Origin of the sequence: Nonomuraea sp. NPDC048892 (assembly GCF_040649735.1) — a bacterium.
Taxonomy (GTDB): Bacteria; Actinomycetota; Actinomycetes; order Streptosporangiales; family Streptosporangiaceae; genus Nonomuraea; species Nonomuraea maheshkhaliensis.
The window spans coordinates 19,266-45,283 of record NZ_JBEZFZ010000038.1 but is presented as its reverse complement, the minus strand read 5'-3'; the positions used below and the strand labels follow the sequence as shown (position 1 = coordinate 45,283).

Sequence of the window (26,018 nt, the reverse complement as noted above, 5' to 3'; positions counted from 1 at the left end):
TCAGCCGGCCTGCTCCTTCTTGGAACGTTCCGTGCTCTTCTTGCCCGACGGGGATGACGAGACAAAGGGGGATCGGACCATGGGAAGAGTCATCGGCATTGATCTGGGAACCACGTACTGCGCCATGGCGGCACTGAACGACGCCGGAGTCCCTGACATCGTGCCCAACCGCGAGGGCGAGCGCATCACTCCCTCGGTCGTCCTGTTCCAAGGGGACATCGCGATCGTCGGCAGCCAGGCCAAGCGTTCGGCGGCGAGTGCGCCGGAGGACACCGTCCAGTTCGTCAAGCGTCACATGGGCGAGAAGAGCATCGTCTACACCACCGAAGCGGGCAAGGACCTGCGCCCCGAGGAGATCTCGGCGCTCATACTCAAACGGCTGAAGGAGGATGCCGAGCTCCACTTCGGTGAGCCCGTCGACCGCGCCGTGATCACGGTTCCCGCCTACTTCGACGACGCCCGCCGTACGGCGACCCGCGACGCGGGCACCATCGCCGGACTCGAGGTGCTGCGGGTGCTCAACGAGCCGACCGCCGCCGCGATCGCGTACGGCCTGCGGCACGCCGACGCGGGCACCTTCCTCGTGTACGACCTCGGCGGCGGCACCTTCGACGTCACGGTGATGCGCTCGACCGGGGACGAACTGGAGGTGCTGGCCACGGCGGGCGACCGCAACCTCGGCGGATACGACTGGGACAACCGGCTGATGAAGCACGTCGACGCCGAGATCGTGGCGGCGGGGGGAGTGAGCGTCCTGGCCGGCGACGAGGCGCGCATCGCCGAACTGCGGGACAAGGCCGAGATCGCCAAGAGGACCCTGTCGACGAGCGAGCAGTGCTCGATCGTGCTGTCGGTCGACGGGGCCCATCACCACGTCAAGGTGACCCGCGAGGCCTTCGAGAGCATGACGTCGAGCCTGCTCGACCGGACCGAGTCCCTGGCCCGCCAGGTGGTGGAGGAGGCGGGCCTGTCCTGGGCCCAGATCGATCGGACGCTGCTGGTCGGGGGATCCACGCGCATGCCGATGGTCCCCCGCTTGCTGGAGAGCATGAGCGGCCGCCCGGCCGAACGCGGGGTGGCACAGGACGAAGTGGTGGCGATGGGCGCGGCGATTCTGGCCGCGGCCGAGAACTCCGCGGCCCCTGACGCTCTCGCGCAGGTGACGGGAGGTGCTCTCACCGCGGTGCGGGACGTCACCTCCCAGTCGCTGGGCGTCGAAGTGCACGCCGACGGCGATCAAGTCGAGAACTCGGTGATCGTCCCCCGCAACAGCCGGCTGCCCTGCGGTGTCGCCAAAAAGTACGCGACCAGGTATCACGACCAGCGCGGGATCCTGCTGAAGGTCACTGAGGGCGAGGACACGGACATGGCCTACGTCAACGTCATCGGCCAGTCCGAGATCACGATCCCGGTCGCCGGCCTGCCCGAGGGCCATCCCGTGGAAGTGCGTCTCTCGTACGACATCGACGCGATCATCCATGTGCAGGTCACGGACGGGCAGACCGGGCAACATTGGGGAGAGTTCGAGATCGAGCGCGTCGCCAACATGGACGGCGGTCAGCTCCGGGCGGCCGGTGACCGGCTGCGCGCGGCCGAGGTCATCTGATGGACGACTACTACGAGTTGCTGGAGATCGATCCCGGGGCCGACGAGACCGCGATCAAGGAGGCGGTGAAGAAGCAGCGCCGGCTCTGGATCAGCCGGGCATCCTCGGCCCCCGAGCTCGACCGCCGTCAAGCGGCGGAGCGCATGGTCGAGCTGATCGAGGTGGCCGAGCGGGAACTGCTGGACCCGACCAGGCGGGCAGCGTACGACCGGCAACGGGCGGCCCGTCCGCCGGAGGACCGGGCGGAGGCCGCCACCGAGGACCCGCAGGCGTGGGCGGCACGCGCCGCGGCCAGCATGCGCGACGGCAATCCGCACCTGGCCCTGCACGAGATCGAGCAGGCGCTGCGCCTCGACCACCTCCAGCCGCAGTTCCACGCGATCCGAGGCGAGGCCTTCAGCGCGGTCGGGGCCTGGGCCAACGGCCTGATCGCCTATCGCACGGCGCACGAGCTCGACCGCCATAACCCCACGTACCAGCTGCTCCTCGGCCAGCAGCTGCTGCGCGGCGAGCGTTACGCCGAGGCCCTGCCCATCCTGGACTCCGCTCTGGCCGTCGGCGGTGCCACCTCGCAGGCCCGCGTGCTGGTCGGCCTGGCCCTGCACGGACTGGCCGACCAGGCGGCCGACCATCTGACCGACGGCACGCCCGTCATCATCCATCCCCAGCAGGCTTACGACGTCGCCCAGCTGTCCGGGCGGGCGCTCAGCCTGTCTCCCCCCGACCAGCAGCTGACCCATCGGCTGCAGCACCTCCACTCGCTGGCCCTGGCCGCCACGCAACGGGTCTTTGACGGCAAGCGGCTGCTGTCCGGCCTCGGCTCGGCCCTCTCCACGAGTGCCTCGATGGGTTGCGGCTGCCTGCTCATGGTGCTCGGCATGTTCGCCGCCTTCCTCTTCATCATCGGCGCGGCACTCGGTGGCGACGGCGCGTCCATGCCCCTCGGTTTCCTGCTGCTGGTGGGGACGGGGGCGGGCATCGCAGCGCTCTGTTACCGGCCTCGCTGGCAGGTGACCGAGCGAGACACCAGGTCGTACCGGGTTTCCCGTACCTCATGAACGCAGGAGAGAAGATGTCCGAGCTTCAGACCATCCAGGAGGACCTCGCGGGCCTGCTCGACCTGTTCCGTCGGCGCCTGCTGACGGACCGCGAGAACAGGGAGGCGACCGCGGCCTTGAGCGAGCAGCTCGGCTGGATGCGCCAGAGCATGGAGGGGGCGGTGCTACGGCCGCTGCTGTACGACCTGGTGCTGCTCGCCGACCGCATCGAGAGCGTGGACGAGGCCGACACCGAGTTCGCGAAGTCCCTGCACGCCGAGCTGCTCGCCGTCCTGGAGAAGTACGGCGTCGCGCCGGTGGCGCGGCAGGACGGGCCCTTCGACCCCGAGGTTCAGGAGGTGCTGAGCACCGTCACCACGGAGGACGGCGGCCGGCAGGGCGAGGTGGCCAGAATCGTGCGCAACGGCTACCTCCTGGGCGATCGGGTGCTGCGCCCCCAGCAGGTCCAGGTGTACATGTGTCGACCCTGAGCCTCGCGGACTGGAAGTCCTCCACGGCGACGCTGGTCCTCCGGCACATCCTGGCCGGAGCGCTGTCCCTGGTGGTGTTCTTCGCCTGCATGCTGGTGGCCGGGTTCGGCGCCGAGCGCAGCCTCTGGTTCACCCTGGTGACCAGCGTGCCGTGGGGGGTGACCTTCTGGCTGCGGTACGAGCTCGGCAGGCGTGTTCTGTGCGCGAGCCGCCGGCAGCTCCGGCTCATGCTGGCGCTCCGCGTCCTGCCGGTGACCGTGCCCCTGTTCGTGCTCACCACCGAGCACCTTCCCGACCCGGCCCTCGCCGCTCCGGTGCTGGCCGGCGGCGCCCTACTAGTTGTGGCGGTCAGCCTCAAGGCCCTGGCGCAGGAGGAGGAGACCCGGCTGCAGCAGGGGTTCCTCACCACAATGACCTCGGGTGACGCCGCGCGCGTGGCCGCAGTCTGCGAGGTCCGGCTCGCCAGAGTGGGCGACGACCCTGTCAAGAGGGGCTGGCTGGAGCTCAACCTGGCCCGGGCGCTGCACAACACCCTGCTCGGCAGCTATCAGCGGAAGAATCTGGAGCGCGCCGCGACCATCCTGACGCGTCTGTCCGAGCGAGACCCCGATCCCGTACGCCGCTGCATCGCGGCCGACCTGCTCGTCGACGTGGCCAACACGTTCGAGAGCACGGAGGGCGACTTCTCGGCGATGGAGCGGGCCGTCGAGCGGCTGGCCGCCGCCGCGCGGCCCCTGAGCCACCTGCCCGGGGTCGTCCTGTCGGTACGGCTGCAGCGGATGGAGCTCGCATACGCGCGCCTGGCCTGGGAGAGCGCCCGCTTCGTCGAGGGCGCCCCCGCTCCCGCGCCCGAACTCGTCGACGACGTCCTGAAGGCGTGCGCGCTCGCGCTGGAAGTCGCGCCGCCGAGCCGACGAGCGGATCTGATCCTGCGTCGCGCGTTCATGGAGACGATGCTGTACGTCAACGGCCTGACCGCCGAAGCCCCGGACCTCGACACCGTGCTCGAAGCCGTCGACCGGACACCCCGTCATCTGGCGCTCGACCGCGTGGCCATCCTCCCCGCGCTGGCGATGCTGATCGACATGGGCGCGCCCCGCCTCGATCAGGTGACGGACGTCGAACAGCGCATCCGCTCAGCGCTCGCGACGCGGCTGGACGGCTGGATGCCCGCTCTCCTTGAGACCGCTCTCGCTCAGGTCCTTCTGGCGGCGGCGCGTCTGGACCCCGGCTCGCTGGACGCCCGGCTGCCCGCCGCACTGAGGCACTTCGAACGGGCTCATGACCACGCCGTCACCAGTTCCCCGGAGCGGGCCACGAACACCGCCATGGCCTGGGGCGCCGCCGCGGCCGAGCACGGCCTCGCGCAGGAGGCCGTCAAGGCTTACCGCAAAGCGCTGGAGTCGGCACGCCGGCTCGCGCTCAGCGCCTTGACCAGGGGACAACAGGAGAAGATCGTACGGGAGGCGCAGGGAGCCGCCGCCGAGGCCGCGCACTGGCTGATCACCGAGCGCAGATACCGCGAGGCCGTCGTGACGCTCGAGACGAGCCGGGCGCTCCTGCTCACCGACACGGTGGAACGGGAGCAGATCGTCGGCAAGCTGAGGGCCCTCGGACACCACCGCCTCGCCGATGAGCACCTGGAGCTGACCGGTGAGCTGCGCAGGCTGGAACTCCTCGCCGCCGGACCGGGCGAGTCCTGGATCCTCGACCCCGCCGCCCGCGCCCGTCGCGAGCTCATCACCAAGGCCCGGGCTCGGTGGGAGGCGCTGGTGGAAGAGATCCGTACGTTGCCCGGCTTCGAGCGCTTCCGTGCCGCCCCCCGCTATCAGGACGTGCAGGACGCCTCCCTGATCACTCCTCTGGTCTACCTCTTCTCCGGTGAGCGCGGCGGCTACGCGCTCACCGTCGTGGACGGCGGCCGGCGGCCCGGACTCGTCCGGCTCCCGGAGCTGACCGGCGAAGAGGTACAGGACCGCGTCGGCGCCTACCGCCGAGGGCTGGCCGCCACCGACTCCCTGAGCCAGGCGGAATGGCGGGAAGTCCTCTCCGGCACGCTGGACTGGATCTCGGTCACGATCACGGATCCGCTGCTGCGCGCCCTCGGGCCGCTCGACTCGGTGATGCTGATCCCCGCAGGCCCTCTCGCCGCCCTGCCGCTGCACGCGACCATGCTGGACCGGGTCACCGTCGCCTACACCCCCAACGCCCGCGTACTGTCCGACGCGGCCGCGAGACTCCCGTCAGCCGGATCCGCGCATCTGATGGTCGCCGACCCGGGCGGTGACGCCGGCAACCGGCTGCACGCCGTCGACGACGAGATCACGATGGTACGGCGGCGCTTCCCCGGCACGCGGGTCTTACGCGTGCCGCGCCCGCAGCAAGTGATCGCCGAACTGCCGAGGCACAGCATCTACCACTTCGCCTGTCACGGCGTGGTCGACCACCGGGACCCGCTGGAGAGCAGCCTCCTGGTGAGCGGGCGACGGATCACGGTGAAGGACATTCTCGGCGAGCGCCTGCCCGGCGCCCGCATGGCCGTGCTGTCGGCCTGCGAGAGCGGCGTACCCGGTGCCTCCCTGCTCGATGAGATGGTGGGGTTGCCCAGCGCGATGCTCCAGGCGGGCGTTCCCGGCATCATCGGCACGCTGTGGCAGGTCGACGACTTCGCCACCCTGCTCATGGTCATGCGTTTCTACGAGCTCTGGGACGGAGGCCGCCGACCGCCCGCACAGGCGTTGCGGCAGGCACAGCGCTGGATGCGCGACAGCACGCTCACCGAGTTCCTGCGTTACGTCGAGGGAGCCGTCCCCTGGCCGTACCGGCTCAACCGCAAGGCGCGGCGCGACGCCGACCACGTGCGGCCCTACGCCCATCCCGACTACTGGGCCGCTTTCACCTGCACCGGAATCTGACCCCAAGGAGTCTTGCCGTGCGAATCCGCTATCCGAAGGCCCTGCCAGAACGGGTGCAGCAGGATATCTTCCAGCTCCTCGACGATCTCGACGTGGCCGCCGACGCGGGCCCCTTCGAGGGGCGCCGCGCCGGTGCGGTGATCGACCTGTGGACCTTGCTGGTCGCCGTCCCGCTCGCCACCTACTCCAACGCCTTCCTGCAGAAGGCCGGCGAATCGACCTGGCAGGCCCTATGCCGGGCGGCGCGCCGCGTCGCGCTCTCCCGTGGTGAACCCGGGGACGAGCCCCTGTTGATCATCGAGATCGAAGGCCACCGTACGAGCTTCGCTTTTCCCTCCGAACTCGACCTGGACGCCCGCCTCGCCATCGTGCGCCTGCTCGAAGGCGACCACGAGAGCGGTGCCCGTTACCGCTGGGACCCGGTTCACCGGTCATGGACCCCGATGAAGTGAACGTCGGTCGACGGATGAGCCCATCCGCACTACCCAGGCTGTCGACCGGCTGCCTGACTTCCCCTCAGACTACGGCGCCGACCTCGCCCGAAACTCGTCCATCTTCCGCGGACGCTCCTATTCGACGGGAGCCGCGGACAGGGATATGACGTGCAGCGTCTTGTTTCCCACGCGCGCGTGTACCGCCGCGCTCTCTTCTCCGACAACGCCCGCCAGGCAGACACCGAGCGGCGAAACCTCTTGTTCGGTTGTGGCTGAATTGGTAGCGCAGGTGACCGAGGTGATCGCGTCGCCGACCCATACTTCGAGAAATCGCGCGGTGGTCGCCGTCCCATTTCGGAACTCCGCCTCGGAGACGAGAGTCTCCGTGATGCCCAGAGAAACGGCACTGGATGGATCTCGCGGCGTCGAGAAAATGTCGGGATATTCGTTCGTACCCGAGTCCAACCCTAGGTCCCGCCATTTCCCCGCGGCGTCACGCACGGCAAGGGACAGTTCGGCGGCCAGCATTCCGTCTCGGCGGTGTCTGATGAAAAGCACTGCGCCTAGGCCGTCGGCGGAGCACCAGCGGGCGACGGCGCCGGCTTCTCCAGGGCTGGGTATCCGTTGCGTCAGAGGCTTGGTGCCATCAAGGACGCGCGAGATCGTCTCTGCCCTGGGCATCGCCATGGTAATCCGATCCGGCTCCGGTCGTGGTCAGCGGGCCCAGCATGAGAACCATGCGGCGGCTACGTAACCATTGTAGCCCGCCACGAGCAGCTGTCCCTCGTTTCTCACCTGTGAGCCCGGCTCGACCTTGATGTTGTAGTGAACTTCCCATTGTTTCTTGAGCGGTGTCGCCCACGAGAGCTTCCGCTGGATCCAGCGATAGCGGGTTTCGTTGTACTGCTTGCCCCACGTGCGCTGTAGGACGCCCTTGGCTCCGGCTCGGTTGAGCAGACCGTCTCCTTCGAGTGGGACCTGGGTCTCGACGTAGTACGCGATCCAGCGTTTGCCGTTGGTGATGCCCCCACCTCGTCGTTGCATGATGACTTTGATTTTTCCCGGCACTCCGTGTGAATATTTGCGGCCGCAGTCCGGCACGGCGCTCCGCGGTCCGGTAGCGGAGGCGGCGGCGGGTGAGACCAGCGCGACGACGAGCGTGAGAAGTAAGGATCGGATGGCCATGACTGCCCTCCCGGATGTTGATTGCCCGGAAGTACGCGGTCGCCGTCCGCCTCGGTTCGGTGTTCGGCCGGGTCATAACGAGAGGGTTGATTCACCGGATTTTGATCAGCGATGTTCCGGCGTAGAGTCCTGGATGCCTCAAGGTGGTGCGGGCCCATTCCTCCCACGTGTCCGGTGACCAGCCGCGTTCGCGGACGAAGATCAGATAGAGCTGCGGGCTGAGCTGGGCGTTCTCGGACACCGAGCCGGACATGGCCGTACTGCTGTCCGAGACCGAACGCCTGCTACCGCCGTACTGGCAGTACGCGCTCGGGCTCTCGTACGGCGAACTCCGGATCTTTCTGATCGGCCGGCCGCTCGACAGCCGCGACGTCGCAAGCCGGACGGATCATGAAAAGGTGGTGGCCGGCCGCAGCGGTGGCGCTGGGGTGGCCCTCGATGGGAAAGGCGCGACATGCGACGGTCGGAGTATCTATGGCATCGGTTGTACAGGCACGCGCTCGCCACGGAGTTCAGCGCGGTCTGGGTCGACCGGCTGGAGCTCGACGAACTGGCGCAGTGCCTGGGTGGCGACTTCCGGCAGGCCCGCCGCTGCGACAGGGACGAGCTGGCGGGGGAGGTACGGCAACGCCCCGGACGCCCTCGACCCCGCTGGCCGAGGGGCTGATGTTCGATATCGAGGACACGGGCTGGACGACGGATCCGGAACTCCCGCCGGAATGGCCGGCCTTCGCGGAATGGTCGGAGTGGATGGAGGAGAACGGGTACTCGGTGGGGGACGAGGACGACGAGCGACCGCTGCCGGCGGCGTTCCGCGACTTCTACGCATGGGACCTGAACGGCTACCACCCATCCCTAGCCACCTGCGTCACGTCCGCCTTGACCCTGGTCGCACGGCTCACCGGCAGAGAGATCGACGAGGCATGGCTGAGCGGATCGCACCCGTGGCTCACCCTTCCCCATCGGCTGTGACGGCTGTCGTCGTCAACGGGGCTGCGGTCGGGCCTATCGGCGACCTCAGTCAGGGGTGGCGCAGAGCTGGGAGGTCAAGGTGGTGCGGGCCCACTCCTCCCACGTGTCCGGTGACCAGCCGCGGTCGCGGACGAAGATCAGGTAGAGCTCCGGGCTGAGCAGCCCGAACAGCAGGTCGGCCGCCGTCCCGGCAGAGAGGCCGGGGCGGGCGTCGGGCTTGCGTACCAGCGCTTCGGCCGCCGCGTGCTGCACGGTGTAACGCGGGTCGGGGCCGTCCGGCCACTGTGCGGCGATCTCCGGGTCGGTGGCGGCAGCGGCGGCGATCAGCGGCATGATCGGGGCGACCCGGCCCAGGATCTCGCGGGTGCCGTGGACGTGCGCGCGCACCTGCCCGGCCGCGGTGGGCTCGGCGCACGCGGCGCGGAACCACTCGCGGTCCATGGTGGCGACCGGCTCGGCGTCCCCGGCGATCGACGTGTCGACGACGTCCTTGAACAGCGTGCGCTTGTTGCGGAAGACGAAATAGACCGTCTGTACGGCCACGCCCGCCCGGTCCGCGACCTCCTGCAGGCTCGTCGCCCCGTACCCCTGCGCGATGAACAGCTCGCGAGCCGCCTCGACGAGCTTCGCGCGGGTGCGGCGTGAGCGCTCGGCCCGCTTGTCCGGCCGCTTGACGTCGTCCATGGTGCGAGTATATCTCTAGAGTCAGTCACTAGAGTTCAGCTCTAGATACCTGGAGGAGATCATGAACGCCACCCACAAGCCGGAACCGCGCGACCAGGAGGAGGAGACCGTCCACCGCGCGCTGGAGGGCTTCTACAGCGACGGCAAGCCGCCGTGGGACACCGGCGTGACGCCGCCCGAGCTGGTCGCCCTGACCGAGGGGCCGCGGCGCCTGCCGCCCGGCCGCGTGCTCGAACTCGGCTGCGGCACCGGCACCAACGCCGTCCACCTCGCCCGCCACGGCTGGGACGTGACGGCCGTCGACCTGATCGACCGCGCCGTCGAGCGGGCCAGGGCGAAGGCAGCAGAGGAGGGGGTGGCGGTACGGCTGCTGCACGGAGACGCCACCCGCCTCGACGAGCTGGACGCGCCGGGCCCGTTCGACCTGTTCTTCGACCTGAGCTGCTTCTGCGGGATCCCGCTGCACCGCCGCGACGCCTACGCCGCCGGGCTCACCCGCCGGGCCGCTCCCGGAGCGCGGCTGCTGATGTTCGGGTACGGCCCCGAGCCGCTCGCCAACCCGACCACCGAGATCGCGTCGTGGGCGGCCGGCGTCACCGCCGACGAGCTCCGCGCCAGGTTCACCGGCTGGGAGCTGCTCGACGTCACACCGGGCACCAACTCGGTGCCGACCTTCTGGTTCACGCTGGGCCGCGAAGTCTAGCCGCAGCTCGCGTCGTCGCTGATCGCGCTCGCCATGGTCTTCACCCGTGCGGACGACCTCAACGGCTGGCGGCTCGGCGAAGCCATCGTCCTGCTGGGCATCTTCCAGATCGTCAGCGGGCTGCGGGCCGCGTTCGTGGAGCCGAACGTGCAGTGGTTCAACGGCAAGATCAACAGTGGCAAGCTGGACGAGGTGCCGGGTGGCTGATCCTCATCGTCGCGGCGACCGCGGTGATGTGGGCGACCCGCGTCCTCACCGCGGCCGTCGCCTTCTGGGCGCTCGGCCTCGAACTCGGTGTCGCGTACGACGCCCTCTGGCAGTTCGCCCGCTACCAAGGCGTCGGCAGTGCTCCGCCCTTCAGGCGGGGGGAAGCCGACTCTCCCGCGCGGCGTGGCAGGGGTAGACGAATCGCTGTCAAGGCGATTCGTCGTCTCCGGCTACGGTGTTGAGCGCCACCTCGATCAGGTGCACGATCTCGGAGTTGAGGGACCGGCGATCGGTCTCGGCCTGGGTGAGCAGCCGGGCGTGTACGTCGTCGGGGAGTCTGAGCGTGATCCGGATCATGACACCACTGTAGTGTCATCTGCGGTAAGATCGGATGGTGCAGCTCCGTTACAACTTCCGCCTCTACCCGGCCGCCGGTCAGCGTCAAGCGCTGGCCAGGGCGTTCGGGTGCGCGCGGACGGTGTTCAACGACGGGCTGCGCGCAAGGCAAGAGGCCCGCGAGAACGGGCTGCGGTATATCTCGGACGGGGACCTGTCCAAGCAGGTGATCACGCAGGCGAAGAAGACGCCGGAACGGGCATGGCTGGGCGAGGTGTCGGCCGTGGTGCTTCAGCAGGCGCTCGCCGACCTGAACCTCGCCTGTCGCAACTTCTTCGCCTCGATCACCGGGAAGCGAAAGGGCCCGAAGGTCGCGCCGCCCCGCTTCCGGTCGCGCAAGGACAACCGGCAAGCGGTCCGGTTCACCAGGAACGCCCGGTTCGCGATCACCCCTGGTGGGAAGCTGCGCCTGCCGAAGATCGGCGACATGCCGATGCGTTCGTCCCGGGACCTGCCCGCCGAGCAGTCCTCAGTGACAGTGATCAAGGACGCCGCAGGACGGTACTTCGCGTCGTTCGTGGTCGAGACGGCCGGCGAGCCACTGCCGGAAGTGGCGTCCGAGGTGGGCATCGACCTGGGTCTGACGCACTTCGCGGTCATGTCGAACGGCCGGAAGGTGGACAACCCGCGCCTGCTGCGCCGCGCCGAGCGGCGTCTACGCAAGGCACAGCAAGCGCTGAGCCGCAAGGAGAAGGGCTCGGCGAAGCGGGCCAAGGCCAAGCTGAAGGTCGCCAAGGCGCACGCCCAGGTGGCCGGCACGCGCCGGGACTTCGCACACAAACTCTCCACACAGATCATCCGCGACAACCAAGCGGTGTACGTGGAGGAGCTTGCCGTGAAGGGTATGGCGCGCACGAAGCTGGCCAAGTCGGTGCACGACGCGGGCTGGTCGCAGTTCGTGAACATGCTGGAGTACAAGGCGAAGCGGTACGGCTGGACGTTCGCCAAGATCGACCGGTTCTTCCCGTCGTCGAAGCTGTGCTCGGCGTGCGGAGCCTTGCAAGAGGAGATGCCGTTGAACATCCGGTCGTGGACCTGCCCGTGTGGGGCGGTCCACGACAGGGACGTGAACGCGGCGATCAACATCCTCGCCGCCGGACGGGCGGAGAGGTTAAACGCCTGCGGAGGGACCGTGAGACCCGCCGCCTAGCGGAGGGCAGGACCCTGAGAAACAGGAAGCCATCAGAAGTGCCGCACGCGCGGCACAGGCTGAATCCCCAGCCTTAGGCTGGGGAGCACGTCAACCGATCGGCATCTACCCGGCCGCGGCCGCCCTGCAGCTCCTCTTCACCTACGTCCTGCCGATCGCCTTCGTGGCCACCGTTCCCGCCGAGGTCCTCCTGAGCGGCGACGCGTCCAGTTTTGCCGCTCAGGAGGACCTCGGCGCGCTCGCGGTCTCGCTCGCCGCGTGCGCGCTCGCCTGGCTGATCTGGCGCCGTGCCCTGCGGCGCTACACCAGCGCGACGAGCTGACGCCGCCGTCCACTCAAGGCTCGCGGAACGGGGGCGGGCGCGGGGAAGGCGAACCGCCCGGCGGGGCGGGACATGCGCCTCATGCGGCAGGGACCTCGGGCGCCGGAGATTGGACCGGTCGGTGCGACCGCTCCGGCAGCCGCTGAGAACGCCGAGGAGGCGCGGCATGGCAACTCTGACAAATCCGCAGCTGAAGATCAGCTTGGTGTCGGGCTCGAACCAGGCTGACATCGAGGCGAGCGTGGGGGTCAGCCTCACCCCGTTCGAACAGTTCCTCATCGCCAACGGGCTCGGCCTGTCCCTGCGGTGCGAGCTGTGGGCCGCGGACAGCGGCTTCAACGGAGGCGACGACCTCGTACGCGTCGTCGGCACCCGCCCGACGCCGGTCAGCGCCACGCACACGTTCACCATGCGCGTGCCGCGCAGCGCACTGGACGAGGACGACAGCATCTTCGACGACCACGACGAGCTCTACGCGAAGATGCGGCTGCGCAGCAACCAGCCGATCTTCCCGCTGGACGTCACCGTGAAGAGCCCCGAGATCGGCGCCGAGTTCTGACCCTCCGGCTCGCGGACGAGCCCCGCCGAGCCGCACGCCGCCGAGGCGCCCGCCGGATTCAGGCCCAGGACGTGAAACTCCCCGCCCGCACGGACACCCGTGCGGGCGCACGCCGTACGGACGAAGCCACCGAGGTATCAGCCGGTGACCCGACGGCGTCTCCAGTTCAGCACCGGAACGAGCGAGAGGTCCACCGAAGATGTCCGAGTTCGAACCGCCGCAGGTGATCATACGTTTCCACACCAACGTGGAGATCCCCGACGACCCGGCCGTCGTCCTGGAGAAATCCGACCCACCGCGGTGGCGCCGGCTCGTCGAGGAGAACGGCGCCGTCACCCTCCGGCCGGTCTTCACCGCGCTGGAGCCGGCCCACCTGCGCGAACTGCAGGAGCGCGCCGTACGCCGGGACCCCAGCTACCGCGCCGAGCCGCTCGACCGGTTCTTCTACGCGGACGCCGAGCGGGCCAGGGACCCGGAGTCGATGGCCGCCGCGCTGCGCGAATGGGCCACGGTGCGCTCGGCCGAGGTCGAAGTGATCGGCCCCGACCCCCTGGTCAACGCGGCCGACGACCCGCGCAACGGCAACCAGGACTACCTGGACGCGGCGCCGGTCGGCATCGACGCCCGCTACGCCTGGGGCTTCGCCGGCGGCGACGGCGCCGGCCAGCGGATCGTCGACATGGAACGGGGCTGGACGTTCGACCACGAGGATCTCGTGGCGCACGGCATCACGCTCATCAACGGGGCGGTGCGGGACGCCTCCCGGCCGCACGGCACGTCGGTGTTCGGCGAGATGATCGCGTCCGACAACGCCGTCGGCGGCGTGGGCATCGTCCCGAACGTGGCGTCCGCGCTGGCCAGCTCGTACCACGACAGCTCGATCAGGAACGCGATCATCGCCGCCATCGCCCGGATGGACTTCGGCGACGTGCTGCTGCTCGAAGCCCAGATCTCGGTGACGACGACCGGGGTGCCCCGGTATGGGCCGGTGGAGACCGTCGAGGCCAGCTACGAGGCCATCCGGCTGGCCACCGCGCTCGGCATCATCGTGGTCGAGGCCGGCGGCAACGGCACCAACAACGGCGGCACGCCCGCGGTCGACCTGGACGCCTACCAGAACGCGGCCGGCAAGCGGATTCTGTGGCGCGACCCCGCCAACGCCGACTTCCGCGACTCGGGCGCGATCCTGGTGGCCGCCGCGAGCTCGGCCGCGCCGCACACCCGCCTGGCCTACTCCACCTTCGGCGCCCGGATCGACTGCTACGCCTGGGGCGAGAACGTCGACACGGCCAGTTCCACGACGAGCCCCACGGCCGCCGGATCGACGACCTCGTACACCGGGTTCTTCAGCGGCACGTCGTCCGCCTCGCCGATCGTGGCCGGCGCGGCGCTCGCGGTCCAAGGCGTGTGCCAGGCCAACCGGAACATCCGCCTCAGCCCGCGGCAGATGCGGGCGATACTCAGCGATCCGGCGCTGAACACCCCGCCCGCCGCCACGGAGCCCACCGCGATGGGGGTGCTGCCCAACCTGCGCACGATCATCGACACCGAGCTGGAGGTCACGCCGGACGTCTACGTGCGCGACAACCTCGCCGACACCGGGGACGCGCACAACGGCTTCGTCTCGGCCTCGCCCGACGTGATCCTGCGGCCGGCGCCGGTCGCCGACCCGCAGGCCGCGTACGGGGAGGGCAGCGGCACGGAGCTGAGCGACACCTTGGGCTTCGAGGCCGAGGCCGGCCAGGACAACGTCATCTATGTCCGGGTACGCAACCAGGGCGCGACCGCGGCCGGGGCCACCACCGCCACCGTGTACTGGTCGCCGCCGTCGACACTGGTCACGCCCAACCTCTGGACCCTGGTCGGGACCGTGACCCTGCCGAACGTGCCGGCCGGCGAGGTGCTGACCGTCTCCGGCCCGCTGGTCTGGCCGGCGGCGCGGATCCCGGCGCCCGGGCACTACTGCCTGGTGGCGATCGTCAGCACGCCCGGCGATCTCGGGCCGGCCCCGACCGACTTCCTCGACTGGACGAACTTCCAGACCTTCATCCGCGCCAACAACAACGTCACCTGGCGGAACTTCAACGTGGTCGACAACGACCCGGCGGCGGACAGCCATGTGGCGCTGCCGTTCCTGGTGGCGGGCGCCCCGGATGAGGCCCGCCCGTTCGAGGTCGAACTGCTCACCCGGCTGCCCGGCGACGCGGACGTGCTGCTCGAACTGCCGCTGCGCTTCGCCCGCGACTTCCGCGCCGACCTGCAGATCGAGCAGGTCGACGAGAAGCTGGACCTGGCGGTCGCCCGGCTCCCGGCGTCCGGGCGGGTCCGCTTCGGACCGGGCCTGATCGGCGCCGGTGCGGCGAACCGGCTGCGCTTCCTGGTCCGCCTCGGCGACCTCGGTCAGCGTGGGCGCGTCGTGGCCCGGCAACTGTCCGGTGAGGACGAGGTCGGGCGGGTGAGCTGGGTGCTGGCGCCGGGTGTCCGGGCGCGGATGCAGCGGGCCATGAAGGGCGACCCGATCGGTGCCCTGGGCTGAACGCCGTGCCCCCGACGGCGCGTCACCTGCGCGGTGGCGCGCCGTTCCCGTGCGCTCCGGACCTTCACCGACGCGGTGGCGCGTCGCTCGCGTGCACTCGGATCTTCACGGACGGGGTGGCGCGTGCGCCCGGACCTTCCCCGAAATGCTGATATGTCGGCTATGCGCCGAACCCCGCGTCACGCGCCCTGAGGGCGGCCTGCACCCGATCGGTCACGCCGAGCTTGGTGAACAGCGGCGTGAGCTGGTTGCGGATCGTCTTCTCCGACACACCGAGCTGCCGGGCGATCCGCGCATTGCTGTCGCCCTTCGCGAGCAGGGTCACGATCTGCCGCTCCCGTTCGGTGAGCTGGTCGAAGGGGGCAGGCAGCGCCGCCGGCTCGCGGCTCGCCGCCGTGAGCAGCGCCGACCCGATCGACGGGCCCAGCACGATGCTCCCGGCCGCCACCGCGCGCAGGGCGTCCACGACCGTCTCCGGATCGGTCAGCTTGAGCACGTAACCCCGGGCGCCGGCGCGCAGCGCCCGCGTGGCGACGTCCTCGTCGTCGGCCATCGTCAGGATCAGCACCTTGGTGTCCGGCCGGGCCCGCAGGATGCGCGCGGTGGCGTCGATGCCGTCGCCGTCGGGCAGCGCGACGTCCATGGCGACCAGGTCCACCGCCTCGGTCACCGCCGCCCGGACCGCCGCCGCGACCGTGTCGGCCTCCAGCACCTCGCCGACCCAGTGCTCGCCGGAGAGCATCGCGCGCAGCCCTCTGCGTACGACCGGGTGGTCGTCGACGACCAGGACGCGCAGCTCGCCGTTCATGCCGTCCCCGCCGTGCGCAGCGGGATGCGGATCGACACGACGGTGCCGGACGACGGCGCGGGACGTACGGCGAACGTGCCGCCCAGCTCGGTGGCCCGCTCCTTCATCGACTCCAGCCCGACCCCGCGCGGGGAGCCGCCGTCGATGCCGGACCCGTCGTCGGTGACCTCGACGGCCAGCGCGGACGAACGTTCGACGGTGACCGTGCACCGCCGGGCGCGAGCGTGCCGGACGACGTTGGCCAGCGCCTCGGCGACGATGCGGTACACGGCCACCTCGACCGCCGCGGGCAGCCCGTCCAGCTCACCGGTGACGCGCAGGTCGACCGACAGGTCCGTCCCGTCGAAGCGCCGGCATGCGGCCCGCAGGCCGGGCCCCAGCCCGTTGTCCAGGGCCGGGGGCCGGAGCTGGTCGACGAGCTGGCGTACCTCGATCGTGCAGTTCCGCAGGTCCTCGGCCAGGACGGTGAGCATCGCGCCGGTCGGCGAGTCGGCCGGCAGGGCCTTCATGGCGGCACGCAGTTGCATCGACATCCCGGACAAGCTGGGGCCGACGCTGTCGTGCAGCTCCCGGCGCAGCCGTCGGCGTTCCTCCTCGCGGGCGAGGACCAGCCGCTCGCGGGAACGCCGCAGGTCGCGTACCAGCTTGGTGCCCTCGGCGGCCACCGCGGCGTGCACGGCGATGTCGCGCAGCAGCCGCGTCTCCCTGCGGGTGAACCTGCTGCCCCGGGTCCGGGGCGCGACGAGCAGCCGGCCGATCGTCTCGCCGTGCGCCACGAGCTCGAACGGCTGCACGTCCGGCGCGACGGATCCGTGTTCGGCGGCGAGGTGGCGGCCTCCCTCCGTCAGCTCCACGGCGACGTACGGGACCCGTAACGACCGGGCGACCGCCTCGGTGAGCTGGGGCAGCACGGCGCTCGGCTCCGCAGTGCTGCCGACCACTTCGCCCAGCTCCGCCACGACCTTGTACGGATCGTCGCGGTCCCCGTAGAGCAGCCGGTCCACCCCGCCCTGCACGCGGCGGCGCAGCGGCTCGAAGGCCACGGCGATCAGGCCGGTGGCCACGAGCGAGGCCCGGGTGGCGTCACCGCGGAACAGCACGTCGCGCACGGCCGCCACGATGCCGACGAACGCGGCCACGATCAGCACCGTCATGACGAGCCAGACCACGGCCCGGTTGACGATCCGGTCGAGGTCGTAGAGGTGGTAGCGCAGCACCGCCACGGTCATCGCGATCGGCACCGCGACGGCTCCGAGCGCCCAGCCGCCGGACACCCCCTGAAGGCTGAGGGTCAGCCCCACCACGAACAGGCCGCCGGCCGGCAGCAGGCACATGAGCTGCAGACGTACGTCGCCGTCGGCCCGCCGCCAGCGGTACCACAACGACCACAGCACGCCGGCCAGGCCGGCGACGCAGGTGAGCACGGCTACGCCGCCGATCCGCAGCAGCAGTCGCGCCCGGCCGGTCAGCGGCGTGTCGAGCTCGGTCAGCAGCGTGCGCGGGTGATCGAGCGCGGCGACCGCGAACGCGATCGTCGCCAACGCCGCCGCCACGCCGATCCACACCGCCAGCGGCCTCCATCGCGGCGACGGCAGCCGCCCGTCGGGGAACACCAGCAGCGTCAGGAAGATCAGCGCGAACGGCGGCCACCCGGCCCACTGGGTCACCCAGTGAGCCGGCAGCCAGACCGACCAACTGGCCGCCACCAGCCCGCCGGCGGCGGCCAGGCCGGTCGCGAGCATGAGCCGGCCGACGACAGAATCGCGCACCCCGGCGAGGATGAGCGCGCCCATCGGCGTGAACGCCACCGCGACGGGCGCCGCCAGTGCCGCCTCGGGCCCCGAGTCGCGGCCGGCGCCGATCAGCTGACCGGCCACCACCAGGCCGCACAGCAGGACCGTCAGGCATGCCGTCACCGCACCGCGAATCGTCAGAACGAACGATGGCCGCCAGGGCATGGCAGGTCAGAAGCACTTGCCGTGCGTGAAGCAGTTGTGGAACCAGTCACCGTCGTTCGGATCGTGCGGGTCGTCCAGGGGTGGGTGCCCGTACGGCGGCCGGCGCAGCGCCTCGAAGGACTCGGCGTAGGTCGCGCTCGCGAGCGTGCCCAGCTCCTGGAGGACGTCCGGCAGGTCGTCGTGGTCGGCCGCGCGCAGTCTGGCCCGGCTCTTGCCGATCACCGAGCCGATGCGCCGCGTCAGCTCTTGGTGGTCCGGCGCCTCGGCTGTGCGCCGGGCGGCCACCGGCTGTCCTCTCCCGTTCAGCTCGAAGACGAGCCGGAAGCCGTCGCTGTCGAAGCATTCGATCGCGACGTCCCCGCCGTGCGGGTCCCGGAGCAGCTCGCTGACGTCGCGGTAGTGGTGGATCGAGGAGTCGTCGATCGAGATCGCGAGGAAGCCGTCGGCGGCGGTGGTCGTGTTCTCAGCTGATCCGGGAATCATCGCCTTCTCCCTCTGAGCGCGGGGCGTCGATCGGCTCGTCGAATCGACCCTACGGCCGGTGTCCGCCGGGTCCCAGGAACCGTCCACCATTGGACAGCCCCCGTCAGAACCGACTATGCGCCGCCCCACGTCCCGGCTTCCAGGACATTCGTCCCACAAGGCCGGGGACACCTCGGAGATGATGGCGTATGACCTGTTGCCGGCTGGCGGCCCGTTCGGCCGTGCGGTGGATCACCCGCACAGTGCCGCTGTTGTCGCTCCTGGCGTCGGCCGGGTGCACCGACGCGGCATCGCCGCATCCGACAGCGGCGGCGAGCCCGGCGACCGTCGAGTGCGGCCGGATCGCGGGTGACGGGCGGACGTTCTACGAGAGCAATCCGACATATCGGGATCTGGGGGACAACGACGCGGCCTGGCCGAAGGCCGCGCCGGAGCGGCAGGGGATGGATCCCGCCAAACTGAACGCGGGACTGGCCGAGCTCGGGACCAACCCGTCCGTGGTCGGCGCGCTGGTCGTCCGGCACGGCCGGCTCGTGGCCGAACGCTATTTCCACGGCGGTGACGCACGGCGGAGCGACAACGTCCATTCGGTGTCGAAGAGCATCCTCCAGGCGCTGGTGCACATCGCCGTCGCGAAGGGCCACCTCACGAGCCTGGACGACCCGGTGGCCACCTATCTGCCGGAGTACTTCGGCGACGCGCCACCGGCCAAGAAGAAGATCACCATCCGGCACCTGCTGACCATGACGTCAGGCCTCGACTGGACGGAGGATTCGACCGAAAACCAGGTCGAGCAGGATTCGGACTGGATACGGGCGATTCTCGGCCGTCCGCTTGTCTCCGCCCCCGGCACGACGTACACCTACAGCACCGGCAACACCCACGTCGTCTCGGCCGTGCTGCAAAGGGCGACGCGCATGGACACCTGCCGGTTCGCCCACCGGCACCTCTTCGGACCGATGGGCATCACCGCCGAGCACTGGGGCCGCGACCCGCGAGGTGTCTTCTCCGGCGGGTACAACGTCTATCTGACGCCACGGGAAATGGCCAAGTTCGGCCTGCTCTATCTGAACGACGGCACATGGGACGGCCGGCCGCTCGTCCCCCAGGGCGCCGTGCGGGCGGCGCGGGCCCGGACCACGCAGGTGGATGACACGTTCGGCTATTCCGAGGGCTGGTGGACGCACACCGTCTCCGGACGTTCGACGTATTTCGCCTGGGGACACGGCGGGCAGTTCGTGTACGTGGTCCCCGGCGCGGACCTCGTCCTCGTGATCAGTGCGCGCACCGGCGACGACAGCGGCGACGACGGCGGCGAGGAGATCGACGCGCAGGCGTTCGTCCGCGACCACCTGCTGCCTTCCATCACCGGACGCTGACCCCCGTGCACAGGCTTTAGGCCCGCTTGGGTTAGTCACGCGCCGTTTGCGTGCACCACAACTGCGTCAACGCGGGATGGGGGCTGGTGATGGCGCGCACCAAGGTGGCCGCTCGAGACTGGACCCGGCGGCGGACCGCCAAACGGGACCGCTTGGAGCGGGTCCGTCCCTTCGTCTCCGGCCGGGTGCTGGACGCCGCGCGGATGGGCGCGGCGCTTGAGGCGCTGCTGCGGCCCGGGGACCGGGTGGCGCTGGAAGGCGACAACCAGAAGCAGGCCGACTTCCTGGCCGAGGCGCTGGCCGGCTGCGATCCGCAGGCCGTGCACGACCTGCACCTGCTGATCTCCTCGATCAGCCTCAAAGAGCACCTCGACGTGTTCGAGCGAGGGGTGGCCCGCCGGCTCGACTTCGCCTACGCCGGTCCGCAGAGCGTGCGCATGGCGCAACTGCTGGCCGACGGCAAGGTCGAGGTCGGGGCGATCCACACGTACGTCGAGCTGTACGCGCGCATGTTCGTCGACCTCGTCCCGAACGTCGCGCTGCTCTGCGCCGAGCAGGCCGACCGCGACGGGAACCTGTTCACCGGCCCCAGCACCGAGGACACCCCGACCATCGCCGAGGCGGTGGCCTTCTCCGACGGCGTGACCGTCGTCCAGGTCAACGAGATCGTGGACCGGGTGCCTCGGGTGGACATCCCCGGCGACTGGGTGGACCTGATCGTGCAGAGCCCGCGGCCGTTCGCGCTGGAGCCGCTGTTCACCCGCGATCCCCGCCACATCGGCCAGGTGGAAATCCTCATGGCGATGATGACGCTGCGCGGCATCTACGAGCGGCACGGCGTGACCACGCTGAACCACGGCATCGGCTACGACACCGCGGCGATCGAGCTGCTCCTGCCCACGTACGGCGAGGAGCTAGGGCTGCGCGGGAAGATCTGCCGGCACTGGGCGCTCAACCCGCATCCGACGCTCATCCCCGCCATCGAGAGCGGCTGGGTCGAGTCGGTGCACTGCTTCGGCGGAGAACCGGGCACGGAGCGATATGTCGCCGCCCGCCCGGACGTGTTCTTCACCGGCCGTGACGGCTCGCTGCGCTCGAACCGGGTGCTGTGCCAGCTCGCCGGCCAGTACGCCGTGGACCTGTTCATCGGGTCGTCGCTGCAGATCGACGGCAGCGCGAACTCCTCGACGGTCACCGAGGGCCGGCTGAGCGGTTTCGGCGGAGCGCCCAACATGGGACACGACCCGCACGGCCGCAGGCACCCCTCCGCCGCCTGGCTGAGCCTGCTCACCGGGCAGGCCCCGGCGCTGCGGGGCCGCAAACTCGTCGCGCAGATCACCCAGACCTTCCGCTCGGGCGGCGATCCGGCGTTCGTGGAGACGCTCGACGCGGTCCCGGTGGGCAAGGACGCGTCCATGCCGATCCCGCCGATCATGATCTACGGGGACGACGTCAGCCACGTGGTGACCGAGGAGGGCGTGGCGTACCTCTACAAAGCCTCGTCACTGGCCGAACGGCGCGAGGCGGTCGCCGCCGTCGCGGGCGCCACGGCGATCGGCAGGGAGATCGATGAGCGGCGCGTCGAGCAACTGCGCAGGGACGGGCTGGTCGCGCTGCCGGGAGACCTCAAGGTCGACGTACGCAAGGCGAAACGCTCGCTGCTGGCGGCCCGCAGCGTCGAGGATCTCGTGGCCTGGTCCGGCGGGCTGTACGACCCGCCCGCCCGGTTCCGGACCTGGTGACCCGCCTATGACCATGATCGAGCACGTGGCTCTGCTCGCGGACACGGCGGTCCTGTCGCTGTGCGCGGAGGCCCGGCTGAGTCCCAAACCCGGCCTGGTCGACGGCCGTGGCGGCGGCGCTCACGACGACATGGACCTGCCGCTCATGCTGGTCTCCGCCGAGGCATTGCGGCCCGCGTTCCACGGGATCGCTCAGGCCGCGGCGCGGACGCCCGCCGGCGCCGGGCTCAGGGAGCGGCTCGGCGTGCTCGGCCGGCAGGGCGAGCGGGCGATGTCGCGGGCCACCGGGGGGATCAACACCCATCGCGGAGCGCTGTGGGCGCTCGGGCTGCTGGTCGCGGCCGTCGCCGGCGGCGCGGCCGGTGAACGCGCGGCCGCCCGCGCCGCGGCCCGGCTGGCCGCCCTGCCCGACCGGTGGGTTCCTGCGGGGGAGCCGTCCCACGGCGATCAGGCCCGGCGGCGTTACGGGGCGGGAGGCGCGCGCGGGGAGGCGGAGAACGCCTTCCCGCACGTCACCGAGGTCGCGCTGCCGCGGCTGCGGGCGGGCAGGGCGGCCGGTCTCGGCGAGGAGGCGGCCCGGCTGGACGCCTTGCTGGCCGTGATGAGCCTGCTCGACGACACCTGCGTGCTGCACCGCGGCGGCCCTGACGGCCTGCGTGCCGTACGGTCCGGCGCCCGGCGGGTCCTGGCCGAGGGAGGCGCGGGCACCGGCTCCGGCCGTGCCGCGCTCATGGAACTGGACGACGAGCTGCGCGCGCGGCGCCTGTCACCGGGCGGGAGCGGCGATCTGCTGGCCGCCGCGCTCTTCCTCGACATGGTGCCGTGGCCGGAACGCGTTGAGCAGGAGGTGCTCGCATGCAGACGCTGAGCTACGAGTTCCCCGCGGACCGCGCGGCCGCCCGGCGCAGCCACGTCGGGGTGGTCGGCTCGGGGGATCTGGAGGTCCTGATGACTCCCGCGAACGGGATCGCCCGCGTGCGGGTGCGTACCAGTGTGGATGGGTTCGACACGGTGTGGCGGACGGTGCTGGAGCGTTTCTTCGCCCGTCACCCCGTGGCCGCGGACTTCGAGCTCAATGACTTCGGCGCCACACCGGGCGTGGTGACCCTGCGCCTGCGGCAGGCCATCGAGGAGGGCAGGGCATGACGGTCACCGAGTGGGAGTCGCTGCTCGGCCGTACCAGCTTCATCGAACTGGACGCCAGAGAACGGGCGAAGGCGCTGCTGGACGAGGGCACGGCCCGCGAACTGTGCGGCCCCTTCGACCGCATCGAGTCGCCGTGGCTGGAGCCGCAGGGCGTCGTCCCGCAGTCCGACGACGGCGTCGTCGTGGTCAAGGGCGAGCTGGACGGGCGGCACGCGGTCGTGATCGGCATCGAACAGGCCTTCCAGGGCGGCGGGATCGGCGAGGTCTCCGGCGCGAAGATCGCCGCCGCGCTGTCGCTGGCGGCACGGGACAGCCGCGCCGGCACTCCGACCGCGGCGGTGCTGCTGCTGGAGACCGGCGGCGTCCGCCTCCAGGAGGCCAACCTGGGCCTGGCCACGGTGGCCGAGGTGTGCGCGGCGGTGCTGGAGCTGCGCACGCTCCAGCCCGTCGTGGGCGTCATCGCCGGGGCGCTGGGCTGTTTCGGCGGCGTGAGCATCGCCGCCGGACTGTGCACGAAGCTGATCATGACGGCGGAGAGCCGGCTCGGGCTCGACGGTCCCGAGGTGATCGAGTCTGAGGCGGGGATCGCCGAGTTCGACGCCTCCGACCATCCGCTGATCTGGTCGATCGACGGCGGGACGCAGCGCGTCAGGACCGGGCTGGCGGACGCGCTGGTCCTCGACGACGTCGCCGCGCTGCGGGCCGCCGTGGTCGAGGCCGTGCGGGAGGGTGTGCCCGCTGAGCCTCGCTCGCGGCGGATCGGGGAACTGCGGGCTCGCCTGGAGGCCGTGGATCCCGCGCATCCGCCTGCTCCGGCCGAGCTCGCGGCGGTGTGGGGGAGACTCGCGCGGCCGGGGGGAGATGCGGGATGAGTCGTGGGTTGAACTGGACGCACGCGCTCGCGGACGGGGCGGTGAACGCCGTCGTGCCGTCCGTGATCACCGCTGATTGCCGGCTGGGGGACGACAGCGCCCGGATCGTCACCGTTGTGCCGGACCCGGCGAGTCCCTTTCACCGTGCGCGCCAGGGGGAGGTCGGGCTGCGCGAGGGGCTCGCCATCGCCGAGGCGGTGACCGAGGTGGTCGCCGCGGCCGGGCCGGCGAGCGACGGGCAGCCGCGTGGCGGACGGCCGGGTCAGGGGCAGCCGGGTGACGGGCAGCCGGGTGACGGGCAGCCGGGTGACGGGCGCCGCCGCCCGATCGTCGCCGTGGTCGATCTGCCCAGCCAGGCTTACGGGCGCGTCGAGGAACTGCTCGGCATCCACCACGCGCTGGCCGCCGCCGTGGACGCCTACGCCACCGCCAGGACGGCCGGGCATCCGGTCATCACGCTCATCGTCGGGAACGCCCTGTCCGGCGGGCTGCTCGCGCACGGTCTGCAGGCGAACCAGATCCTGGCGCTGGACGATCCCGGCGTGGTGATCCACGCCATGCACAAGGAGGCCGCGGCCAAGGTGACCCTCAGGACGGTGGCCGAGCTCGACGAACTGGCCGGACGGTTCCCGCCGCTGTCGTACGACGTCGGCGACTGGGCCAAGCTCGGCCTGTGCGACGAGCTGCTGCGGGTGGAGAACGCCGGCCAGCCGACCAACGAGGACGTCACGAAGGTGAGGAACGCGCTGGCCACCGCCGTCGTACGGGCCAGGAAAGGGCCCCGAGACCTGAGCAACCGTCTCAACTCGCCGGGCGCTCTGCAGACCAGGGCGGCTTCGCGGCGCATCCACGAGGAGCTCGCGCGGCAATGGGGGTGACGGCGCGCCCGCACGACCTGATCCGGCTCGCGGGCGGCGCGGTGGCCGGTGCCGAGCTGCCCGGATGGGCCGTGGCGTCGCTGGCGGCCTGCGGCTGGGCCGTCGTACGGCGGGCACCGCACCCGCCCGGCCTGATCCCCATCGGGGTACGCGGACCTCAGCGGTCACAGCGCCACGCCACCCTCGTCCCTGCGGAGGAGGTGACCCGCCACGTGCCCCCGGAAGAGCTGAACCACCCACACCCGCACGCCACCCTGCCCACCGCTCTGTGCGACACCCTGTCCGCCGTCGGCCCGCTGCTGGCCCAGGAGTTGGGGCGCGAGGCCGTCTGGGGCCCGGTCGGCAGTGTCGGTTTCGAGCTGGCCACCGGGCACCGGGTCACCCACCCCGCCAGCGACCTCGACCTGCTCGTACGCATGCCCCACAGACTGCCCCCAGCAACAGCCGCCCGCCTGGTGACGGCCTTCACCACCCTCCCCAGCCGGGTCGACTGCCAGCTGGAAACCCCGCCCGGCGGGATCAGCCTGAGCGAGTGGGCCCGTACCGGCGGCCCGGCCCTGGTTCGCACCCCGCACGGCCCCGAACTGGTCGACGACCCCTGGGCAAGCCCATGACGGTCGCCTTCCTCTACCCCGGCCAGGGCACCCAGCGACCCGGAATGCTGCACGACCTGCCCGGCCATCCGGCCGTCGCCGCGACCCTCGCCGAGGCCGAACGCATCCTGCCCGGTTCGTCCACGCAGGACGACGCGCGGGCACTGGCGTCGACCGTCACCACGCAGGTCGCGCTCTGCGTCGCCGGCGTCGCCACGACCAGGGCGCTCGCCGCTGAGGGCGCCGATCCCGACGCCGTGGCCGGCCACTCCGCCGGCGCGTTCCCCGCCGCCGTCACGGCCGGCGTGCTCACCTTCGCCGAAGCCCTCATGGCCGTACGCCACCGCGCCGAGCTCATGCGCGACGCCTACCCGTCCGGGTACGGCATGGCCGCCGTGCTCGGGCTCGGCGTGCCCAGGGCCTGCGCCCTGATCGAGTCGGTCACGACCGCGGACGACCCGGCGTACCTGGCCGTCATCGACGCCGACCAGCAGGTCGTGGCCGCCGGCAGTGACCGCGCGCTGGACCGCCTCGACGCGGCGGCCGAGCGGGCCGGCGCGCGGCGGGTGCAGCGGCTGGACATCGGCGTCCCCTCGCACTGCCCGCTGCTGGCCGGGGTCGCCGACGCCATGGCGGCCCACCTCGGCACGGTGCCCAGGCGCGCCGTCACCGTCACCTACCTCGGCGGACGCACCGGCCGCCCGCTCCGGGACGCGGACGCCGTCCTCGACGACCTGGCCCGCGGGGTCGCCGCCACCCTGCGCTGGCGGGACGTCGTGGCCCTGCTCGGCGAGCTCGGCACGACGCTGTTCGTCCAGGCGCCGCCCGGGCACGTGCTCGCCCGCATCGCGGGGGCCGCGAACCCCCGCGCCCGCGCGATCACGCTGGCCCGCACGTCCGTCGCCGACGCGGTGGAGCTGACCCGCCGTGCCCGCGCGACGGACGTACGAACAGCGTGATCA

29 protein-coding genes are annotated in these 26,018 nt (G+C 71.1%); 21 read left to right on the top strand and 8 right to left on the bottom strand.

Annotated features, from left to right (window positions below; genetic code table 11):
* Window positions 1-79: 79 nt before the first annotated feature.
* Genes AB0C28_RS51665 through AB0C28_RS51645 form a run of 5 tightly spaced genes read left to right on the top strand, consistent with a single transcriptional unit; the run spans window position 80 to window position 6,501 of the window.
* The gene (locus AB0C28_RS51665; protein WP_358084229.1) at window positions 80-1,606 is read left to right on the top strand and encodes an Hsp70 family protein; all 1,527 of its coding nucleotides are present in this window, start codon (window positions 80-82) and stop codon (window positions 1,604-1,606) included.
* Window positions 1,606-2,664 carry a hypothetical protein gene (locus tag AB0C28_RS51660; RefSeq protein ID WP_358084226.1) on the top strand — a complete coding sequence of 353 codons (1,059 nt, stop codon included), beginning with the start codon at window positions 1,606-1,608 and terminating at the stop codon, window positions 2,662-2,664. Before AB0C28_RS51665 ends, AB0C28_RS51660 begins: the two co-directional genes overlap by 1 nt.
* A gap of 14 nt (window positions 2,665-2,678) precedes the next feature.
* On the top strand, window positions 2,679-3,134 hold the full coding sequence (gene grpE, locus AB0C28_RS51655) for a nucleotide exchange factor GrpE (RefSeq protein WP_358084223.1): 456 nt from the start codon (window positions 2,679-2,681) through the stop codon (window positions 3,132-3,134).
* Window positions 3,122-6,049 (top strand): CHAT domain-containing protein, encoded by a 2,928-nt coding sequence (locus AB0C28_RS51650; protein WP_358084219.1) that lies wholly within the window; start codon window positions 3,122-3,124, stop codon window positions 6,047-6,049. Before grpE ends, AB0C28_RS51650 begins: the two co-directional genes overlap by 13 nt.
* A gap of 17 nt (window positions 6,050-6,066) precedes the next feature.
* The gene (locus AB0C28_RS51645; RefSeq protein WP_346106779.1) at window positions 6,067-6,501 is read left to right on the top strand and encodes a hypothetical protein; all 435 of its coding nucleotides are present in this window, start codon (window positions 6,067-6,069) and stop codon (window positions 6,499-6,501) included.
* A gap of 117 nt (window positions 6,502-6,618) precedes the next feature.
* Here the strand turns inward: AB0C28_RS51645 and AB0C28_RS51640 are convergent, their stop codons facing one another.
* The 3 genes from AB0C28_RS51640 to AB0C28_RS51630 all read right to left on the bottom strand — a co-directional run bounded on the left by AB0C28_RS51640 (window position 6,619) and on the right by AB0C28_RS51630 (window position 7,921).
* Window positions 6,619-7,011: a hypothetical protein gene (locus tag AB0C28_RS51640; RefSeq protein ID WP_358084216.1), complete on the bottom strand. Its 393-nt coding sequence runs from the start codon at window positions 7,009-7,011 to the stop codon at window positions 6,619-6,621.
* A gap of 186 nt (window positions 7,012-7,197) precedes the next feature.
* Window positions 7,198-7,668 (bottom strand): hypothetical protein, encoded by a 471-nt coding sequence (locus AB0C28_RS51635; RefSeq protein WP_358084213.1) that lies wholly within the window; start codon window positions 7,666-7,668, stop codon window positions 7,198-7,200.
* A gap of 91 nt (window positions 7,669-7,759) precedes the next feature.
* On the bottom strand, window positions 7,760-7,921 hold the full coding sequence (locus tag AB0C28_RS51630) for a hypothetical protein (protein ID WP_358084211.1): 162 nt from the start codon (window positions 7,919-7,921) through the stop codon (window positions 7,760-7,762).
* Window positions 7,922-8,152: 231 nt separating this feature from the next.
* On the opposite strand from AB0C28_RS51630, the gene AB0C28_RS51625 reads away from it, so the two are divergent.
* The gene (locus AB0C28_RS51625) at window positions 8,153-8,335 is read left to right on the top strand and encodes a hypothetical protein (protein ID WP_358084210.1); all 183 of its coding nucleotides are present in this window, start codon (window positions 8,153-8,155) and stop codon (window positions 8,333-8,335) included.
* Complete coding sequence (locus AB0C28_RS51620; RefSeq protein ID WP_358084208.1) at window positions 8,335-8,640, top strand: hypothetical protein; 306 nt, start codon at window positions 8,335-8,337, stop codon at window positions 8,638-8,640. The genes AB0C28_RS51625 and AB0C28_RS51620 overlap by 1 nt, the downstream gene beginning before the upstream one ends.
* A gap of 45 nt (window positions 8,641-8,685) precedes the next feature.
* Here AB0C28_RS51620 and AB0C28_RS51615 read toward each other — a convergent pair whose 3' ends face one another.
* On the bottom strand, window positions 8,686-9,324 hold the full coding sequence (locus AB0C28_RS51615) for a helix-turn-helix domain-containing protein (protein ID WP_358084205.1): 639 nt from the start codon (window positions 9,322-9,324) through the stop codon (window positions 8,686-8,688).
* Window positions 9,325-9,385: 61 nt separating this feature from the next.
* On the opposite strand from AB0C28_RS51615, the gene AB0C28_RS51610 reads away from it, so the two are divergent.
* Both AB0C28_RS51610 and AB0C28_RS51605 read left to right on the top strand, forming a co-directional pair.
* On the top strand, window positions 9,386-10,027 hold the full coding sequence (locus tag AB0C28_RS51610; RefSeq protein WP_358084203.1) for a class I SAM-dependent methyltransferase: 642 nt from the start codon (window positions 9,386-9,388) through the stop codon (window positions 10,025-10,027).
* Between the two features lie 18 nt (window positions 10,028-10,045).
* Entirely contained in the window at window positions 10,046-10,234 is a 189-nt protein-coding gene (locus tag AB0C28_RS51605) for an ABC-2 family transporter protein (RefSeq protein ID WP_358084292.1), read from the top strand.
* Between the two features lie 207 nt (window positions 10,235-10,441).
* On the opposite strand, the gene AB0C28_RS51600 is transcribed toward AB0C28_RS51605, so the two are convergent.
* A complete protein-coding gene (locus tag AB0C28_RS51600; RefSeq protein WP_358084200.1) occupies window positions 10,442-10,591 on the bottom strand; it encodes an Arc family DNA-binding protein in 150 nt (49 codons plus the stop codon).
* Between the two features lie 37 nt (window positions 10,592-10,628).
* On the opposite strand from AB0C28_RS51600, the gene AB0C28_RS51595 reads away from it, so the two are divergent.
* The 4 genes from AB0C28_RS51595 (at window position 10,629) to AB0C28_RS51580 (ending at window position 15,197) form a co-directional block, all read left to right on the top strand.
* On the top strand, window positions 10,629-11,780 hold the full coding sequence (locus AB0C28_RS51595) for a transposase (RefSeq protein ID WP_358084290.1): 1,152 nt from the start codon (window positions 10,629-10,631) through the stop codon (window positions 11,778-11,780).
* A gap of 31 nt (window positions 11,781-11,811) precedes the next feature.
* A complete protein-coding gene (locus tag AB0C28_RS51590; protein ID WP_358084287.1) occupies window positions 11,812-12,102 on the top strand; it encodes an ABC-2 family transporter protein in 291 nt (96 codons plus the stop codon).
* 166 nt (window positions 12,103-12,268) lie between these two features.
* On the top strand, window positions 12,269-12,661 hold the full coding sequence (locus AB0C28_RS51585; RefSeq protein WP_358084197.1) for a hypothetical protein: 393 nt from the start codon (window positions 12,269-12,271) through the stop codon (window positions 12,659-12,661).
* Between the two features lie 199 nt (window positions 12,662-12,860).
* Window positions 12,861-15,197, top strand: a complete 2,337-nt coding sequence (locus AB0C28_RS51580; protein ID WP_358084194.1) for a S8 family peptidase — start codon at window positions 12,861-12,863, stop codon at window positions 15,195-15,197.
* Window positions 15,198-15,357: 160 nt separating this feature from the next.
* Here AB0C28_RS51580 and AB0C28_RS51575 read toward each other — a convergent pair whose 3' ends face one another.
* Genes AB0C28_RS51575 through AB0C28_RS51565 form a run of 3 tightly spaced genes read right to left on the bottom strand, consistent with a single transcriptional unit; the run spans window position 15,358 to window position 18,446 of the window.
* On the bottom strand, window positions 15,358-16,005 hold the full coding sequence (locus tag AB0C28_RS51575) for a response regulator transcription factor (RefSeq protein WP_358084191.1): 648 nt from the start codon (window positions 16,003-16,005) through the stop codon (window positions 15,358-15,360).
* Complete coding sequence (locus AB0C28_RS51570) at window positions 16,002-17,921, bottom strand: sensor histidine kinase (RefSeq protein ID WP_358084187.1); 1,920 nt, start codon at window positions 17,919-17,921, stop codon at window positions 16,002-16,004. The genes AB0C28_RS51575 and AB0C28_RS51570 overlap by 4 nt, the downstream gene beginning before the upstream one ends.
* A 48-nt stretch (window positions 17,922-17,969) precedes the next feature.
* Window positions 17,970-18,446, bottom strand: coding sequence for a hypothetical protein (locus AB0C28_RS51565; RefSeq protein WP_358084184.1), 477 nt, complete (start codon window positions 18,444-18,446; stop codon window positions 17,970-17,972).
* Between the two features lie 251 nt (window positions 18,447-18,697).
* Here AB0C28_RS51565 and AB0C28_RS51560 point away from each other — a divergent pair, with 251 nt between their 5' ends.
* From AB0C28_RS51560 to AB0C28_RS51525, 8 genes are all read left to right on the top strand, one after another.
* Window positions 18,698-19,825 carry a serine hydrolase gene (locus AB0C28_RS51560; RefSeq protein WP_358084182.1) on the top strand — a complete coding sequence of 376 codons (1,128 nt, stop codon included), beginning with the start codon at window positions 18,698-18,700 and terminating at the stop codon, window positions 19,823-19,825.
* A gap of 89 nt (window positions 19,826-19,914) precedes the next feature.
* Entirely contained in the window at window positions 19,915-21,567 is a 1,653-nt protein-coding gene (gene mdcA / locus AB0C28_RS51555) for a malonate decarboxylase subunit alpha (protein WP_357862882.1), read from the top strand.
* Window positions 21,568-21,574: 7 nt separating this feature from the next.
* A complete protein-coding gene (locus tag AB0C28_RS51550; RefSeq protein WP_358084179.1) occupies window positions 21,575-22,435 on the top strand; it encodes a triphosphoribosyl-dephospho-CoA synthase in 861 nt (286 codons plus the stop codon).
* Window positions 22,423-22,713, top strand: a complete 291-nt coding sequence (locus AB0C28_RS51545; RefSeq protein ID WP_358084176.1) for a malonate decarboxylase subunit delta — start codon at window positions 22,423-22,425, stop codon at window positions 22,711-22,713. Before AB0C28_RS51550 ends, AB0C28_RS51545 begins: the two co-directional genes overlap by 13 nt.
* Window positions 22,710-23,585 (top strand): biotin-independent malonate decarboxylase subunit beta, encoded by an 876-nt coding sequence (locus AB0C28_RS51540; RefSeq protein WP_358084173.1) that lies wholly within the window; start codon window positions 22,710-22,712, stop codon window positions 23,583-23,585. Before AB0C28_RS51545 ends, AB0C28_RS51540 begins: the two co-directional genes overlap by 4 nt.
* Window positions 23,582-24,463: a biotin-independent malonate decarboxylase subunit gamma gene (locus AB0C28_RS51535; RefSeq protein ID WP_358084170.1), complete on the top strand. Its 882-nt coding sequence runs from the start codon at window positions 23,582-23,584 to the stop codon at window positions 24,461-24,463. Before AB0C28_RS51540 ends, AB0C28_RS51535 begins: the two co-directional genes overlap by 4 nt.
* Window positions 24,454-25,077: a malonate decarboxylase holo-ACP synthase gene (locus tag AB0C28_RS51530; protein WP_358084167.1), complete on the top strand. Its 624-nt coding sequence runs from the start codon at window positions 24,454-24,456 to the stop codon at window positions 25,075-25,077. Before AB0C28_RS51535 ends, AB0C28_RS51530 begins: the two co-directional genes overlap by 10 nt.
* Window positions 25,074-26,015 (top strand): acyltransferase domain-containing protein, encoded by a 942-nt coding sequence (locus AB0C28_RS51525; RefSeq protein ID WP_358084164.1) that lies wholly within the window; start codon window positions 25,074-25,076, stop codon window positions 26,013-26,015. The genes AB0C28_RS51530 and AB0C28_RS51525 overlap by 4 nt, the downstream gene beginning before the upstream one ends.
* Window positions 26,016-26,018: the final 3 nt, after the last annotated feature.